This is a genomic window from Paraburkholderia sp. J69-1, assembly GCF_905220255.1.
Classification (GTDB): Bacteria; Pseudomonadota; Gammaproteobacteria; order Burkholderiales; family Burkholderiaceae; genus Paraburkholderia.
Map to the genome: position 1 here is coordinate 584247 of NZ_CAJMZG010000002.1, position 16133 is coordinate 600379.

The 16133-nt window shown below is 64.6% G+C and carries 15 protein-coding genes; 1 reads left to right on the plus strand and 14 read right to left on the minus strand.

All coding sequences use genetic code 11. The annotated features are described in order from the left end of the window. Window positions 1-72 precede the first annotated feature (72 nt). The 12 genes from purF to asd form a co-directional block, all read right to left on the minus strand. Window positions 73-1617, minus strand: a complete 1545-nt coding sequence (purF, locus tag U5A67_RS05695; protein WP_205986849.1) for an amidophosphoribosyltransferase — start codon at window positions 1615-1617, stop codon at window positions 73-75. 142 nt (window positions 1618-1759) lie between these two features. Next, complete coding sequence (locus tag U5A67_RS05700; protein WP_205986850.1) at window positions 1760-2254, minus strand: CvpA family protein; 495 nt, start codon at window positions 2252-2254, stop codon at window positions 1760-1762. Window positions 2255-2261: 7 nt separating this feature from the next. After that, window positions 2262-3164, minus strand: coding sequence for an SPOR domain-containing protein (locus U5A67_RS05705; RefSeq protein ID WP_321813371.1), 903 nt, complete (start codon window positions 3162-3164; stop codon window positions 2262-2264). A gap of 49 nt (window positions 3165-3213) precedes the next feature. After that, window positions 3214-4524, minus strand: coding sequence for a bifunctional tetrahydrofolate synthase/dihydrofolate synthase (gene folC / locus U5A67_RS05710; RefSeq protein ID WP_205986852.1), 1311 nt, complete (start codon window positions 4522-4524; stop codon window positions 3214-3216). Between the two features lie 194 nt (window positions 4525-4718). Beyond that, complete coding sequence (gene accD / locus U5A67_RS05715) at window positions 4719-5591, minus strand: acetyl-CoA carboxylase, carboxyltransferase subunit beta (RefSeq protein ID WP_321813372.1); 873 nt, start codon at window positions 5589-5591, stop codon at window positions 4719-4721. A 142-nt stretch (window positions 5592-5733) separates the two neighbouring features. After that, the gene (gene trpA, locus U5A67_RS05720; protein ID WP_205986854.1) at window positions 5734-6546 is read right to left on the minus strand and encodes a tryptophan synthase subunit alpha; all 813 of its coding nucleotides are present in this window, start codon (window positions 6544-6546) and stop codon (window positions 5734-5736) included. A 71-nt stretch (window positions 6547-6617) separates the two neighbouring features. Continuing rightward, window positions 6618-7532, minus strand: a complete 915-nt coding sequence (locus U5A67_RS05725; protein ID WP_321813373.1) for a site-specific DNA-methyltransferase — start codon at window positions 7530-7532, stop codon at window positions 6618-6620. A gap of 21 nt (window positions 7533-7553) precedes the next feature. Further along, window positions 7554-8747: a tryptophan synthase subunit beta gene (trpB, locus tag U5A67_RS05730; RefSeq protein ID WP_205986856.1), complete on the minus strand. Its 1194-nt coding sequence runs from the start codon at window positions 8745-8747 to the stop codon at window positions 7554-7556. A gap of 61 nt (window positions 8748-8808) precedes the next feature. Then, window positions 8809-9489 carry a phosphoribosylanthranilate isomerase gene (locus tag U5A67_RS05735; RefSeq protein WP_205986857.1) on the minus strand — a complete coding sequence of 227 codons (681 nt, stop codon included), beginning with the start codon at window positions 9487-9489 and terminating at the stop codon, window positions 8809-8811. 89 nt (window positions 9490-9578) lie between these two features. After that, the gene (gene truA / locus U5A67_RS05740; RefSeq protein WP_321813374.1) at window positions 9579-10382 is read right to left on the minus strand and encodes a tRNA pseudouridine(38-40) synthase TruA; all 804 of its coding nucleotides are present in this window, start codon (window positions 10380-10382) and stop codon (window positions 9579-9581) included. Between the two features lie 14 nt (window positions 10383-10396). Beyond that, window positions 10397-12637, minus strand: a complete 2241-nt coding sequence (locus U5A67_RS05745) for a FimV/HubP family polar landmark protein (RefSeq protein ID WP_321813375.1) — start codon at window positions 12635-12637, stop codon at window positions 10397-10399. A 228-nt stretch (window positions 12638-12865) separates the two neighbouring features. After that, window positions 12866-13987 (minus strand): aspartate-semialdehyde dehydrogenase, encoded by a 1122-nt coding sequence (asd, locus tag U5A67_RS05750; RefSeq protein ID WP_205986860.1) that lies wholly within the window; start codon window positions 13985-13987, stop codon window positions 12866-12868. A gap of 89 nt (window positions 13988-14076) precedes the next feature. On the opposite strand from asd, the gene U5A67_RS05755 reads away from it, so the two are divergent. Beyond that, a complete protein-coding gene (locus tag U5A67_RS05755) occupies window positions 14077-14274 on the plus strand; it encodes a hypothetical protein (RefSeq protein ID WP_321959679.1) in 198 nt (65 codons plus the stop codon). Between the two features lie 39 nt (window positions 14275-14313). On the opposite strand, the gene leuB is transcribed toward U5A67_RS05755, so the two are convergent. Both leuB and leuD read right to left on the minus strand, forming a co-directional pair. Next, entirely contained in the window at window positions 14314-15381 is a 1068-nt protein-coding gene (gene leuB, locus U5A67_RS05760) for a 3-isopropylmalate dehydrogenase (protein ID WP_321813376.1), read from the minus strand. A 91-nt stretch (window positions 15382-15472) separates the two neighbouring features. Continuing rightward, window positions 15473-16123, minus strand: a complete 651-nt coding sequence (gene leuD / locus U5A67_RS05765) for a 3-isopropylmalate dehydratase small subunit (RefSeq protein WP_205986862.1) — start codon at window positions 16121-16123, stop codon at window positions 15473-15475. Between the last annotated feature and the right edge of the window lie 10 nt (window positions 16124-16133).

Below are 16133 nucleotides of genomic sequence, written 5' to 3' on the forward strand. Positions count from 1 at the left end.
CTGACCCGCAAGCGGGCTTTCGATGCGATCACGGCAAGCGCGGGCCTGCACCCGCACCCGCCGCCGCGTCCATTACTCCACCGACAGTTGCAGGTGAAGCTGCGAACGCGTGCCGCCGTCCTGCGCGTCGCTCGCGGCGTCGCGATCCGACTGCGATTGCGGCGCGAGACGCGCGGTCTCGATGTTGTCGAGATAGGCGCTGGTGATATCGCCGGTGATGTATTCGCCGTCGAAGCACGACGCTTCGAACTCGCCCAGTTCCGGGTTGATATCGCGCACGGCCTTCTTGAGCGATTCCACGTCCTGATAGACGAGGTGATCGGCGCCGATGATGCGCGCGACTTCCTCATCCGTGCGGCCATGCGCCACCAGTTCGCCGCGCGTGGGCATGTCGATGCCGTACACGTTCGGGAACTTCACGGGCGGCGCCGCCGAAGCGAAGATCACCTTGGTCGCGCCTGCATCGCGCGCCATCTGCACGATTTCCTGCGAGGTCGTGCCGCGCACGATCGAGTCGTCGATGATCAGGACATTCTTGCCCTTGAATTCGATGCCCATGGCGTTGAGCTTCTGGCGCACCGACTTCTTACGCATCGCCTGGCCCGGCATGATGAAGGTGCGGCCCACGTAGCGGTTCTTGAAGAAGCCTTCGCGGTATTCGACGCCCAGTTTGTTCGCCACCTGCATTGCTGCGGGGCGCGACGAATCGGGAATCGGCATGACCACGTCGATCTTCACATCGGGCAGTTCGCGCTGGATCTTCTCGGCGAGATAGTCGCCCATGCGCAGACGCGCGTTGTAGACCGGCACGCCGTCGAGCACCGAATCCGGACGCGCGAGATACACGAGTTCGAAGATGCAGGGGTTGAGCTTCGGTGCCGTTGCGCACTGCTGCGAGTGGAACTTGCCGTCGAAGTCGATAAAGATCGCTTCGCCCGGACGCACGTCACGCACGAATTCGAAACCGATACCTTCGAGCGCCACCGATTCCGAAGCCAGCATCCATTCCGTGCCTTCCGGCGTTTCCAGCTTGCCGATACACAGCGGGCGGATACCGAACGGGTCGCGGAACGCGAGCAGACCGAAACCGGCGATCACCGAAACGATCGCGTACGAGCCGCGCAGACGGCGATGCACGCCCGACACCGCCTTGAACAGCGTTGCCGGATCGAGTTCGAGGCCGGTGGTGGCGAGCTGAACTTCGTGCGCGAGCACGTTGAGCAGCACTTCGGTATCGGAATTGGTGTTCACGTGACGGCGATCGACACGGAACATCTCTTCCTTCAACTGTTGCCAGTTGGTGAGATTACCGTTGTGCGCGAGCACGATGCCGAACGGCGCGTTCACGTAGAACGGCTGGGCCTCTTCTTCGCTCGACGCCGAACCGGCCGTCGGGTAACGCACCTGGCCGATACCGCTGGTGCCGGGCAGGCTACGCATGTTGCGCGTGCGGAACACGTCGCGCACCATGCCGTTGGCCTTATGCATGTGGAACGTGCTGCCGTCCGCGGTGGCAATGCCGGCCGCGTCCTGGCCGCGATGCTGCAGGAGCAGCAGGGCGTCATAGAGGAGCTGATTGACGGGGGAGCGGGAAACTACGCCTACGATGCCGCACATGGCAGGTCCTTCAAAAAAGCGAAATCGGTAACGACGCGGTGACGGCAGCCGGCAAAGCCGGCGCCAGGCGCCGCGAAGGGGCAGTACTGGCGTTCAGTACGTGCCTTCGGTCCGGCCCTGCGTCCGCGCGATCAGCTTCTGATCAGACGTGAACGTAGGACGCGAGTGTCTCGGGCAACAGCGGTTTCAGTTCGTGCACGCCCTGCTCGGCATACGGCCGCAGCAGCGCATTGCGCCAGAAGTCCTGCTGGGGCAGCTCGGTCAGTCCGGCAAGGACGACGAGAATCAGCACCAGCACGACGCCTCGCACGAGGCCGAACATCATGCCGAGCGAGCGGTCCACACCGGACAATCCGCTCACCTGAACAATCCGGCTGAGCAGCGCATTCGCCACACTGGCGACCAGCACCACGGCGATCACCACCAGCGCAAACGCGATCAGCCACTGGGTCAGCGCGCCGCCCGGCCAGGTCGCCGGAATAAAAGGCACCACGCGATCCACATAGCGGCAGGCCACGATAAACGCCGCGATCCAGCCGATCAGCCCAAAAATCTCGCCGATGAGGCCCCGCCACGCGCCTCGCAGCGCGGACAGACCAATCACCGCCATTACAGCGTAGTCGAATGCCGTGAACATCGATGGCTTATTCGGCGTTGCCGTTCGAACCGGACGCCAGCCCCGCGCCGCGCACCTTGGCGATCGCCTCCGAGGCGGCCGCGCGGTCCGGGAACGGACCCGCGCGCAACAGGGTGCGCGTGGAGCCGTTGGCTTCCTTGCGTTCTTCGGTATATGCGGGTACGCCCGCCGCTTTCAACTTGCTGACCCAGCGGTTTGCTGCGGCGGCGTCCGGGAACGCGCCCAGTTGCACCGCGAAGCGCGCACCCGGCGGCGCGGCAGGCGTGCCGGCGTCGCTATTGGCGCTGCTGTCGTTGTTCGATGCGCTCGACGTGGTGGATTGCGCAGGTTTGGCGGCCGGCTGGGCAGGCTTTGCAACCGGCTTCGGCGCCTGGGCGATCTGTGTCTGCGTTTGCGTTGGCGTTTGCGTCTGAGCCGGCTGCGCGGCGGCGGGCGCCGGTTTGGACGGCGCAGCCTGAGCGGCTTGCGTGTTCTGTGCGGACGCGTTGGCGGAATTCGCCGCGGCGAGCTCCGACGCTCCCGGCGCGGCTTCAGGCGCGGCGGGATTATCGGGCGCGACACCGGCCTGGGTATCCTCGTCGTCGCGCGCAGCGTTTTTCGGCGCGGGATGACTCGGGATGTCGATGGCGATGTCGTCGGTGACGGGCTTCGGGTGGGAATCCAGCACCATCGGCAGGATCACGATGGCGGCCAGCACCAGCGCGATCGCACCGACCAGGCGGCGGCGCGCACGCTGCTTTTCCGGCAGCGTGGGATCGAGGAGCATGGCCTCGGCGTCGCGGGTGCGCTCGGGCCGGCGGCTACGCCGCTCCACGCGCGTGTTCTGACTGCTCCGCCGGGTGGTGGAGCCCGCTTCGGCACCGCGTCGGCGGGGCGCGTCGTCTTTCTTGCCGAACGAGAAAATTCCCATGTATGGCTGCTTTTTGCCTGTGCGTGGCGGCTTGCAGGGTGCCGCGCGATCAGTGCTGCTGTGACTTCCGCCAGGCCATGACGCCGGCGACTGTCAGAAAACTCCCGAAAACAACGATTCTATCATTTTCGGTAGCCCGTTTTAGCGCTTCTTGAAACGCTTGCGCTGGCGTTTCGTAGCGCGTGACGCTGCTGTCGGCGCCCTCTTCCACGCCAACGTCGCGCAATACGTCCTCAAGTTCCTGCGCCGATGCCGCGCGCGGTCCCGGCAGGCCCGTCACGCACCAGTGATCGACCTCGTCCTTCAGATGATTGATCACGCCCGCGATGTCCTTGTCGCGCATGGCGCCAAAAACCGCGTACGTGTACGGAAAATAGCCCATGCTGCCGAGATTTTGCCCAAGCACGGCAGCGGCGTGCGGATTGTGCCCCACATCGAAAATGATCGCGGGCTTGCCCGGCAGCACCTGGAAGCGGCCCGGCAATTCGACGTTGGCAAGACCCAGACGAATATCCTGCGCCGAGACCGGCAGGCGGTCGCGCATCGATTCGAGCGCGGCCAGCGCCGCCGAAGTATTGATCAGCTGATTCGCACCACGCAGCGCCGGATAGGCGAGCGCCGAACGGCGCTGCGTCGGGCCGACATAGCTCCATTGCTGACGCTCGTTGCCGGGCGCGCCTTCATAGCGGAAATCGCGGCCGAAGAGCCACAGTTCGGCGCCAATCGCTTCGGCATGGTCGATCAACGTCTGCGGCGGCAGCGGGTCCGAGCAGATCGCCGGACGGCCCGCGCGGAAGATGCCCGCTTTCTCGAAAGCGATCTTCTCGCGCGTATCGCCGAGGTATTCGGTGTGATCGAGGTCGATGCTCGTGACGATCGCGCAATCGGCATCGAGAATGTTCACGGCGTCCAGGCGGCCGCCCAGACCCACTTCGAAGATCACGGCGTCGAGCCCGCGCGAGGCGAACAGATGCATGATCGCGAGCGTCGTGAATTCGAAATAGGTGAGCGAAACCGGCGTGGCGAGCGCATTGCGCGCGGCTTCCACGGCCTCGAAGTGCGGCAGCAGATCGGCGTCGCTGGCCTGCTGGCCGTCGATACGCGCGCGTTCGTTGAACGCCAGCAGATGCGGCGACGTGTGGCAGCCGACGTGATAACCGGCCTTCAGCAGAATCGTTTCCAGAATCGCGCAGGTGGAACCCTTCCCGTTGGTCCCGCCGACCGTGAAGATCGGGCAGGCAAACTTCAGGTTCAGTGCGTCCTTGACCTGGCTGATGCGGCCGAGGCCCATGTCGATGCCAACCGGATGCGCGGTTTCGAGATGCGTGAGCCACGCGTCGAGGGTGGGAAAAGTACTCATCGGGACGTTTGCGGAGTGATTCGGAAAGTACGGCGCGATTCAGTCAAGGCCTGTCGAAGCCGACCGGCACGCTTCGAAAACACGGCATTATCGCGGAAATGACAACGCGCCGCTTGCTTTCGCTTGCGGCGCGTCTGACACGGGGCGGAATCATGAAGTTCCGCACCCGCCTTGATCACTGCTTGCAGCTACGCTCAGGCCACCGCGTCGGCGGGCTGGCGCTGCATGATCGCCATCAACTGGGCGATTTCCTCACGCAGCTTGCGGCGGTCGACGATCATGTCGATCGCGCCCTTCTGCAGCAGGAATTCCGAACGCTGGAAGCCTTCCGGCAGCTTTTCGCGCACGGTCTGCTCGATCACGCGCGGGCCGGCGAAGCCGATCAGCGCCTTCGGTTCGGCGATCACCACGTCGCCCAGGAAGGCGAAGCTCGCCGACACGCCGCCCATGGTCGGGTCGGTCAGCACCGAGATGAACGGAAGCCTGGCTTCCGACAGCTTGGTCAGCATGGCCGTGGTCTTGGCCATCTGCATGAGCGACAGCAGGCTTTCCTGCATACGCGCGCCGCCCGAAGCGGTGAAGCAGATGAACGGCACTTGCTGTTCGAGCGCGGTCTGCGCGCCGCGCGCGAAACGCTCGCCAACCACCGAACCCATCGAGCCGCCCATGAACGAAAACTCGAAGCAGGCGACCACGCATGGCAGCGTGTGGATCGCGCCGCCCATGACGACCATCGCGTCGGTTTCGCCCGTATCGTCCATCGCTTCCTTGATACGGTCCGGATACTTGCGGCTGTCCTTGAACTTCAGCGCGTCGACCGGAACGATTTCCTGGCCGAGTTCATAGCGGCCTTCCGGATCGAGCAGTGCGTCCAGACGCTCGCGCGCATTGATGCGCATGTGGTGGTCGCACTTCGGGCAGACGTGGAGGTTCGCTTCGACGTCGTTGCGGTACAGGACCGCTTCGCACTTCGGGCACTTGATCCACAGACCTTCCGGAATGCTCTTGCGGCTTTTCGGATCGGTTTGCTTGATCTTGGGCGGCAGCAGTTTATCGAGCCAGCTCATTGTTGTTTCTTCCTTCATCGTGATGCGCGGGCGCGGCGGCCGGTTCTATACGGCAGTCATTTCGACCGGGTTCCGACCCCGGCCGCGCATGGCGAAAAGTGGATTTTACAGCAGTCTCGTAACTAGTCTCTAGCCGCGCTCATCAGCGTTTGTCGGAGATGGCGTCAAGCGCTGTCCGAATATCGGCGATGAACTGCGTGAGTGCTTCTGCTGCAGTGTCAGGCGATGCCTTCTCGAGCAGTTGCACGATACGGCTGCCGATCACCACGGCGTCCGAGACTTCGGCCACTGCAGCCGCTGTCTGGGCGTCGCGAATCCCGAAGCCCACGCCAACGGGCAACGGCACGCGGGCCTTGATCGCCGGGATTTTACTCGCGATGCTGGCGACGTCCAGATTCGCTGCGCCCGTGACGCCTTTGAGCGACACGTAATAGACGTAGCCGCTGGCAATACGGCCCACCGCCGCGATGCGCGCGTCGGTCGAGGTGGGCGCGAGCAGGAAGATCGGATCGATGTCCGCGGCCTTCATCTTCGCGGCGAAATCCTCCGATTCCTCGGGCGGATAGTCGACCACCAGCACGCCGTCTACGCCCGCTTCCTGCGCGGCGGCCGCGAAAGCCTGCGCGCCCATGCGCTCGATCGGGTTGGCGTAGCCCATCAGCACGACGGGCGTTTCGTTGTCGGTTTCGCGGAAGCGCTTGACGTCGGCCAGCACGCTCTTGAGCGTGACGCCCTTGGCCAGCGCGCGTTCGGACGACTGCTGGATCACCGGGCCGTCGGCCATCGGGTCGGAGAACGGCACGCCCAGTTCGATCACGTCGGCGCCGCCGGCAGCGAGCGCGTGCATGAACTCGACCGTGCGGGCCGGATCGGGGTCGCCTGCCGTCATGAACGGGATCAGGCCTTTCTTGCCGGAGGCGGCCAGCGCCTCGAATTTGCTCTTGATACGGGACATTTCAGGGTCCTCAGATTCGGTGATACTGCGCGGCGCCAAACGGGGCGGGCGGCGGCACTGCCTGACTTGACTCAGACGTCTGCCGCCACGCTCGCCGACATCGCGGACGCAGGTGCCGCAGGCTCTGCCTGTGCGGCCAGACTCACGCGTTCGCGCGCGATCGCGCAGTAACTTTCATTGATTTCATAGCCGACGAATTCGCGCTTCTGACGCGCGCAGGCGACTGCCGTGGTGCCGCTGCCCATGAACGGGTCCAGCACGCGGCCGCCCGGCGGGCAGCTCGCGAGCACCATGCGCTCGACGATTTCCAGGGGCTTCTGGGTCGGATGATCGACGCGTTCCGCATGCTGGCGATGCAGCCGCGAAACGGACCAGACGTCCTTGGGGTTGTAGCCGAGCTCCAGCCACCTGCTGCCTTCGAAGATTTTCCGCGAACGCGCCTTCTTCGTGGCGGCATCGTACGGGATGCGGACGGGATCGAGATCGAAGTAATAGCCCTTCGACACCGCGAAGAAACCGATGTTGTCGTGCACCGAGGTGAAACGGCGGGTCGTGCCGCCCATGCTGGGAACGCGACGATCCCAGACGATCTCGTTAATCATCGTCATTTTCGACTTCAGATACACGAAAATCTCGGGCGCGTATTGCCAGGTGCAAAACACATAGAGCGAACCGCTGGCTTTCAACTTAGGAATTGCCAGATCGAGCCACTCGTAGGTCCAGGAGAGGAAATCCTCGCCCGAACGCTTGTCGGAGTCGTTGCCGTAGTCCTTGCCGAGCCCATAAGGCGGGTCGGCGACGATCAGGTCGATCGAGGCATCGGGCAAGTTCGCCGCATCGGTCAGAAAATCGCGGTTCAGAAGCCGGATTGTTTCGGGCACCGTAGGCAGGGCGAGCGCCCCCGCCGCCACTTCTTCCGCGGCGGGAATGCTCACAACTTCACTCACGGGCGCCGGCATTTCCGGCTCGTCGAACTCGTCACGCATCGCTACTGTTGCTCCGGGCGCTTAGAACTGGATGCCCGATCGCTCGGCGACCGTGTGCATGTCCTTGTCGCCGCGGCCCGACAGGTTCACCAGCAGAACCTTGTCCTTGGGCAGCGTCGGCGCGAGCTTCGCCGCGTAGGCGAGCGCGTGGCTCGATTCGAGCGCCGGAATGATGCCTTCGATGCGGCAGCAGTCGTGGAATGCCTTGAGCGCTTCCTCGTCGTCGACGGTCACGTACTGCGCACGGCCGCTGTCCTTGAGCCACGCGTGCTCGGGACCGACGCCCGGGTAGTCGAGACCGGCAGAAACCGAATGCGTTTCGATGATCTGGCCGTTTTCGTCCTGCAGCAGGTAGGTGCGGTTGCCGTGCAGCACGCCCGGCGTGCCGGCCGCCAGCGAAGCGGCGTGGCGACCCGTTTCCATGCCGTCGCCGGCCGGTTCGACGCCGATCAACTGCACCGAACTATCGTCGATATACGGGTAAAAGATGCCCATCGCGTTCGAACCGCCGCCCACGCAGGCAATCACGGCGTCGGGCTGACGGCCAGTGATTTCCGGCATCTGCACGCGGCATTCGTCGCCGATCACGCGCTGGAAGTCGCGCACCATCATCGGGTACGGGTGCGGGCCCGCCACGGTGCCGATGATGTAGAAGGTGTTCTCGACGTTGGTGACCCAGTCGCGCATGGCTTCGTTGAGCGCGTCCTTGAGCGTGCGCGAGCCCGATTCGACCGGCACGACCGTCGCGCCCAGCAGCTTCATGCGGTAGACGTTGGCGGCCTGACGGCGCACGTCTTCGGCGCCCATGTAGACCACGCACTCCATGCCGAAGCGCGCCGCGATCGTGGCCGTGGCCACGCCGTGCTGACCCGCGCCGGTTTCGGCGATCACGCGCGGCTTGCCCATGCGGCGGGCGAGCAGCGCCTGACCGATCACGTTGTTCACCTTGTGGGCGCCCGTGTGGTTCAGGTCTTCGCGTTTGAGGTAGATCTGCGCGCCGCCCACCATCTCGCTCCAGCGCTGCGCGTGATAGATCGGCGACGGACGGCCGACAAAATGCTTCAATTCGCGCTGATATTCAGCGACAAACTCGGGATCGTCCTTGAACTTCGCGTAAGCCACGCGCAGTTCCTCGATCGCCTGCATCAGGGTTTCGGCAGCGAACACGCCGCCATATTGGCCAAAATGGCCTCGTTCATCGGGCAAATTGTACATAAGTCACTCGCTCGGCCAATCAGCGCGCCTTGCCTTGCGCAAGGGCTGACCAGCCAAAGAATTATCCCGCGTCCGCTTCGCGCACTGCGCGTACGAACGCCGCCATGCGGGCGTGATCCTTCACGCCCTTCGCGCCCGGGACCTCGATGCCACTGGAGACATCGACGGCGAACGGACGCACCTGGCGAATCGCATCACCGACGTTTTGCGCGTTCAAGCCACCACTCAAAACGGCCCGACGCGCGAGCCCTGCGGGGATAAGTGACCAATCGAAGACCTTCCCGCCACCGCCGTAACCATCGACATGAGTGTCGAACAGCAGGCCGCTGGCTGATGAATAACTGTTTGCCGATTCTATCAAATCAGTCTGCCGAGTATCCGCCGCCACTCGCAGCGCCCGCAACCAGGGCAAACCGGCAACGGCCGCCAGCGCCTCGCACTGACGCGGGGTTTCGTCGCCGTGGAACTGCAGCAGCGTCAGCGAGACATTGCTCGCCACTTCGCTGATCCATTCCGGCGTGGCGTTCACGAACAGCCCCACCACCGAAACGAACGGCGGGATATCGTGCGTCAGCTCGACGGCCTGCGCGACGCTCACCGAGCGCGCGCTCGGCGGATAGAACACGAGGCCGATGGCGTCGGCGCCCAGGTCGATGGCGTGCGCAACCGCTTCGGGCGTCGACAGCCCGCAAAGCTTGATGCGGGTGCGGTGCTCGGCGACGATGGGCTCGGCTGACGTCATAGCAGGTAATTTGATTGAAATCGGGTTAATTGAACGCGTATTCGGCGAACTTCGGGGCGATTAGCCGTCTGAAGCTGCCTCAAGTTGCCTCAGGCCGGATCGGTCCAGACCGTGCTCCACGGCACGCTGGCCGTTTGCGCCGCAGGAACGGCGAACTCGTCAGGATAACCCACTTGCGCGAGATAAAGGCCGTCCGGCATGAAGGTCGGCGCGGCCTTGCTGCGATCGAGCCCCGCCAGTATTTCGGCCATCCACGCGGCGGGATAGCGCCCGCGCCCTACTGCCACGAGGCAACCCATCAGGTTGCGCACCATGTGATGCAGGAAGGCGTTGGCGCGAAAACGGAAGTGGATGAAGTCGCCCTGCGCCCGGATATCGATCTGATACAGATGCTTGACCGGCGTCTTCGACTGGCATTCCGACGAACGGAACGCCGAAAAATCATGCTCGCCGATCAGACATTGGGCGGCCTCGCGCATCGCATCGACATCGAGCGGCGTGTGAATCCAGCCCGCGCGGCTCGCCAGCATCGGCGAGCGCACCGGATTCACGTAGAGCACGTAGTAATAGGTGCGCTCGAAGGCGGCAAAGCGCGCGTGAAACGCTTCGGGCATCGGCTTCGCCCATTGCACCGCCACCGTCGAGGTCAGGAACGCATTGGTGCCGCGCACCCACGAGAACGGCGTGCGGTCGAGATCGGTGTCGAAATGCACGACCTGGCCGAGACCGTGCACGCCCGTGTCGGTGCGGCCCGCGACCACCGTGGCCAGCGGCACGGTAGCGAACTCGCGCAGCGCGCGTTCGAGCGCGTCCTGCACGGTCTTGCCGTGCGGCTGCGACTGCCAGCCGCAGAACGCGGCCCCGTCGTACTGGATTCCTAGCGCGATACGCATACGTCAGGCGGCGCTCAGGACAGCGGCGAGAGCGTGGACAGCAGCGCCTGCGCATCGGCGCGCGTGGCGTGGTCGTTCGACTCGATCACTTCGTTGATGAGCGCGCGCGCGCCTGCGAGATCGCCCAGATCGATGTATTCGTGGGCGAGATCGAGCTTGTTGCGCGCAATACGCGACAGTTGCTCCGGCGTGAAGACCGGCAGCGGATCGGCGGAATCGGGCGGCAGGTTCAGGTCGAAATCGAGCGAGAGCGTGCCGAAGCGCGGCGTGCCCATGGGCGGCGCGCCGATCGGCGACGAACCCATCGCGGCGGCAAGGCCGGCGATCGAGCCGAGACCGGCCATGCCGGCTTCGATGGCGGCGCCCGCCGGCGGCGCGGGCGGCTCGGCAGGCGGCAGCGACTGGCGCGCAATCGTCTCCGGCGCGGCGACCGGTGTGGCGCCAAAGGAGAAGGCGGGCATGCCGCTGGTCTGCGGGAAATCAGGCACATCCACGCGCGGCGGCAGCATGTCGAGACTGCCAAGCGCGTCTACTGCGGACTGCGGAAACTCTTTCGGTACTTCCAGTTGGGCCATTTCTTGTTCTTGGGAAACTGCGGGAACGTCTGGTACTGCGGGTGCGGCGGATACCGCGTGTTCGGCTTCCGGCGCCGACGGCTCGGCCGGGATTTCGTGATCGAGCGGCTGCGGTTCTTCGGTGTGATGTGCAACGGCTGCGTGCGGCTGTTCGACTTCGTCGCCCGGCAGCGTCAACTCGATCGCGCGCAGTTCGGCGCCGATTGCGGCGTGTCCGGCGACGGGCGGTTCGGCTTCGCTTTCCGATGCGTTTTCCGATTCATTTTCCGACGCGTTTTCCGATTCACGTGCCAGTTCTTCGGCTTCGCCGGTCGTGCGCACGCCAGCCAGGCTCTCGGGCGGCAGTGCGGCTGCGCCCAGCTCGGCGGCAGCGGCGAGGCTTGCGGCGTCGGTCGCATCGGCGAGCGATGCCGGTTCGCCCGGCTCGACACCGTGCGGGAGCGCGTCGTGTTCGGTACGGTCCGCGTGCAACTCGGCGGGGCCGTCCGTGGCTTCGTGATGCGTCGATTCGAACGTCGACGGCGGCAAGGCCTCCGCGCCCAGTTCAGCCGCAGCGGCAAGGCTTGCGGCTTCGGCGGCGTGGTCTAGCGCGGGATCGGGATCGGCGTGATGCGCCTGGGTGGCTTCCTGTGCGTCTTCTTCGTGCGTCTGCTGGTACGCGGCGATCGGTGCAAGCGGTGCAGTCGGAGCCACCGCGGGCGCTGCCGTCTCTTCGGCCGCCGCTGCGCCCTTGCGACGCTTGCGCGTCAGCAGACGCACGATCAGCGCGACGAAAGCGAGCAGAACGGCCGCCACGACGCCCCAGGTGATCGGCGACACTTCAGGCTGCGCCGCGTTCGCGCCCAGCGCCGCGCCGCCAGCCGTCGCGCCATGCGCGCCCGGCGTCGCAGCACCACCGGCCACTTGAGCCGGTTTGCCGATGCCGTGCTGCTGCAGCGCCATCAGCACGCGGTTCTTGAGCGCCAGAAGTTGCTGCAGGCTGGAAACCGTCACGGGCGCCGAGGCTGCGCTCGCCGCGCTGGTCGGCGCGACCTGGACCGCGCCACTCCACGAATGGGCGTCGCTCGACGGCGCTGCCACGGCGGGCGCGCTCGCAGCCATCGTGGCCGATGCGGAGGAAGCCGAAGCCGCGCTGGCCGCGCCAGTTGCGCCAGTTGCGCTCGCAGCGGCTTCCGGCGCCGTTGCGAGCGCAGCGCCACTCGCCGCAGCCGTGTTCGCAGCCGCCACGGCGGAAGCCGCAGCAGCTGTGGCAGCAGCAGTCGCGGGCTCGCTGGCCGCCGCGACCGGCGCAGGCGCCGAAGCCGGCGTCACGCCCGAAGCGCCGCTTGCCATATCCGGCGTGCCCGGCACATCCAGCGTCGCGCCTACCTTGAGGCGGCTGGGATCGTGCTTCATGAACGCGTTCGGATTGGCATCGAACAGCGCCTGGCTCGCACGCGCGAGCGTCGTCTTGTCGTGCGACTGGGTCACATCGACCGCAACGTCGTGCAGCGACTGGCCCGGCTGTATCGTGTACCGGCCGATCACCGGCAGCGCCGGCGCCGCAGCAGATGCGCCCGAAGCGCCTGACGCAGCAGCAGCAGCAGCGCTCGAAGCCTGCGCAGGCGCAGCACCAGCCGCGGTGGCGGCCTGTGCCCCACCGGCCAGCGCCAGCACCGCAGCGGCGGCAACGGCTTGCATGGCGCGCTGCGCCTTCGTGTTTTGGATAGCCCGATCAGCGGGAACAGAGTCAAGTCGAACGGTCATCAGATGCCCTGGGCACACCGCTCGCGCGGCGGTCGATCAAACGGGAATTCAAGGGGTCGGGCTCGCAGGCCATGCGCGATGGTTGCGAAAATAAAAAAGCGCCGCGACTGGCGCGGCGCTTTTTGCCTGTCTACGCGTCATTAGCCGCGTAGTTTAAATGATTCACTTGTCCAGCAGAATGCGAAGCATGCGGCGCAGCGGCTCAGCAGCGCCCCAAAGCAGCTGATCGCCGACCGTGAAGGCCGACAGATACTCGCCGCCCATCGCCAGCTTGCGCAGGCGGCCAACCGGCACCGACAGCGTGCCGGTCACCTGTGCCGGCGACAGATCGCGCATCGACGCTTCGCGCTCGTTCGGCACAACCTTCACCCAGTCGTTGGCCGAAGCGAGGATACCGTCGATCTCGTCGAGCGGCACGTCCTTGTTCAGCTTGATGGTGAGCGCCTGCGAGTGGCAGCGCATCGCGCCGATACGCACGCACAGACCGTCGACCGGAATCGAGCCCGGCTGGCCCATCGCGGGCTTGCCGAGAATCTTGTTGGTTTCCGCGCCGCCCTTCCACTCTTCCTTCGACATGCCGTTGCCGAGATCCTTGTCGATCCACGGAATCAGCGAGCCTGCGAGCGGCACGCCGAACTGGCTGGTGGGCATCGCGTCGCTGTTCATGGTGGCGAGCACCTTGCGGTCGATGTCGAGAATCGCCGACGACGGGTTCGCCAGATCGGTCGCGACAGCCGCGTTGAGTGCGCCCATCTGCGAGAGCAGCTCGCGCATGTTCTGCGCGCCCGCGCCCGACGCCGCCTGGTAGGTCATGGCCGTCATCCAGTCGACGAGGCCTTCGCGGAACAGGCCGCCCAGCGCCATCAGCATCAGGCTGACCGTGCAGTTGCCGCCGACGAAGTCCTTCTGGCCCTTGACCAGCGCGTCCTTGATGACGTTCAGGTTGACCGGGTCGAGGATGATGACCGCGTCGTCCTTCATGCGCAGCGACGAAGCCGCGTCGATCCAGTAACCGGTCCAGCCTGCCGCGCGCAGCTTCGGATACACGTCGTTCGTGTAGTCGCCGCCCTGGCAGGTGATGATGGCGTCACACTTCTTGAGCTCGTCGATGCTGTTCGCGTCCTTGAGCTTTGTCTCGTTTTTGGCGTACGACGGAGCCGCGCCGCCTGCATTGCTGGTGCTGAAAAACACCGGTTCGATCAGGTCGAAATCACGTTCTTCCTGCATGCGCTGCATCAGCACGCTGCCGACCATGCCGCGCCAACCTACGAGACCTACGTTCATGACTAACCCTTGATTTGGACACTTCCCCGCTTCGCTCGCCCGGCGTGGCCGCGCGGGGAAGATGAGCGGGCACGACGAGCGATCAACGAATGGTGATCGTTTTGATAATCGTTTTCGTGGTGATGGCGAGCGAAATCGCACGGGCAGTTTTTTCGCCGTGGATGTTCGAAATAATCGTGATCGGGGAGATCGTCGCCATCGGAACAATATACACGAAACAGTTAATTTGCGCGGCAAAAACCGCACTTTCCGCTATTTACGACGCACGTTTCAAGTGCATGAAATAAAAAGGGCACGCCCGCGAAGGCATGCCCTTTGATCCCGCTTTACAGCGCGGCAACCACCGCGTCGCCCATCTCGACCGTGCCCACCTTGCGGCAGTCCGGCGTGACGATGTCGGCGGTGCGATAACCTTGTTCCAGCACCTTCTTGACCGCGGTTTCGATGCGGTCGGCCTGTTCGTCGCGGCCCAGCGAGTAACGCAGCATCATCGCGACCGAGAGGATCGTGGCCAGCGGGTTGGCGATGTCCTTGCCCGCGATATCCGGCGCCGAACCGTGCGACGGCTCGTACAGACCCTTGTTGTTCTTGTCGAGCGAAGCCGAAGGCAGCATGCCGATCGAACCCGTGAGCATGGCCGCTTCGTCCGAAAGAATGTCGCCGAACATATTGCCCGTGACCACCACGTCGAACGCCTTCGGCGCCTTCACGAGTTGCATCGCCGCGTTATCGACGTACATGTGCGAAAGCTCGACGTCCGGGTATTCCTTCGAGACATCGATCATGATGTCCTTCCAGAATTGCGAGGTTTCCAGCACGTTGGCCTTGTCGACCGAGGTCAGCTTCTTCTGGCGCTTTTGCGCCGCCTGGAAGGCCACGTGAGCGATGCGGCGCACTTCGGGCTCCGAATAACGCATCGTGTCGAAACCTTCACGCGCGCCCTTGAAGAGACCGTCCGGCGATTCGCGCAGACCGCGCGGCTGACCGAAATAGATGTCGCCGTTCAGCTCGCGCACGATCAGGATGTCGAGGCCCGAAACGATTTCCGGCTTCAGCGACGAAGCGCCCGTCAGTTGCGGATAGCAGATCGCCGGGCGGAAGTTCGCGAACAGTTCGAGGTGCTTGCGCAGACCGAGAATTGCCTGCTCCGGGCGCAGCGCGCGTTCGAGCGAGTCGTACTTCCAGTCGCCCACGGCGCCGAACAGGATCGCATCGGCGGCCTTCGCCAGCGCGAGCGTGGCTTCCGGCAGCGGATGGCCGCTCGCTTCGTAGCCCGCGCCGCCAACGGGCGCTTCTTCCAGCTCGAACTTTTCGTCGAGCGCGTTCAGCACCTTGACGGCTTCCTTGACGATCTCGGGACCAATGCCGTCGCCCGGCAGCACTGCAATCTTCATCCTGGTGTTCCTCGCTGATGTTTCATTGAGCGCGGCGGTTCTAATCGCCGCCGCGCATTCGGACTTGAGCCCGCTTTAAAACCGTGCGCGTTCAGATGACGCGGTTGTTCAGCCACGGCTGGCGCGCGATGCGCTCGGCTTCGTACTGGCGGATCTTGTCGGCGTGACGCAGCGTGAGGCCGATATCGTCGAAACCGTTCAAGAGGCAGTAGCGGCGGAACGCGGCGACGTCGAACGGATACGACTTCGAGCCGTCCGTTGTGCGCACAACCTGTTGCTCCAGATCGATCGTCAGTTCGAAACCGTTGAACGCGTACGTTTCGTTGAACAGATGATCGACATCCGCTTCGCTGAGCACGATCGGCAGCAGACCGTTCTTGAAGCAATTGTTATAGAAGATGTCCGCGAAGCTCGGCGCGATGATCGCGCGGAAGCCGTACTGGTCGAGCGCCCACGGTGCGTGCTCGCGCGAGCTGCCGCAGCCGAAGTTCTTGCGCGTGAGCAGCACGGAAGCGCCTTGATAGCGCGGCTGGTTCAGCACGAAGTCCGGGTTGAGCGGACGCTTCGAGTTGTCCTGACCCGGCTCGCCGTGGTCGAGGTAACGCCATTCGTCGAAGGCGTTCGGGCCAAAGCCGGTGCGCTTGATCGACTTGAGAAACTGCTTCGGGATGATCGCGTCCGTGTCCACGTTTTCGCGATCGAGCGGCGCTACGAGGCCGGTGTGTACGACAAATTTTTCCATGATCCGTGGC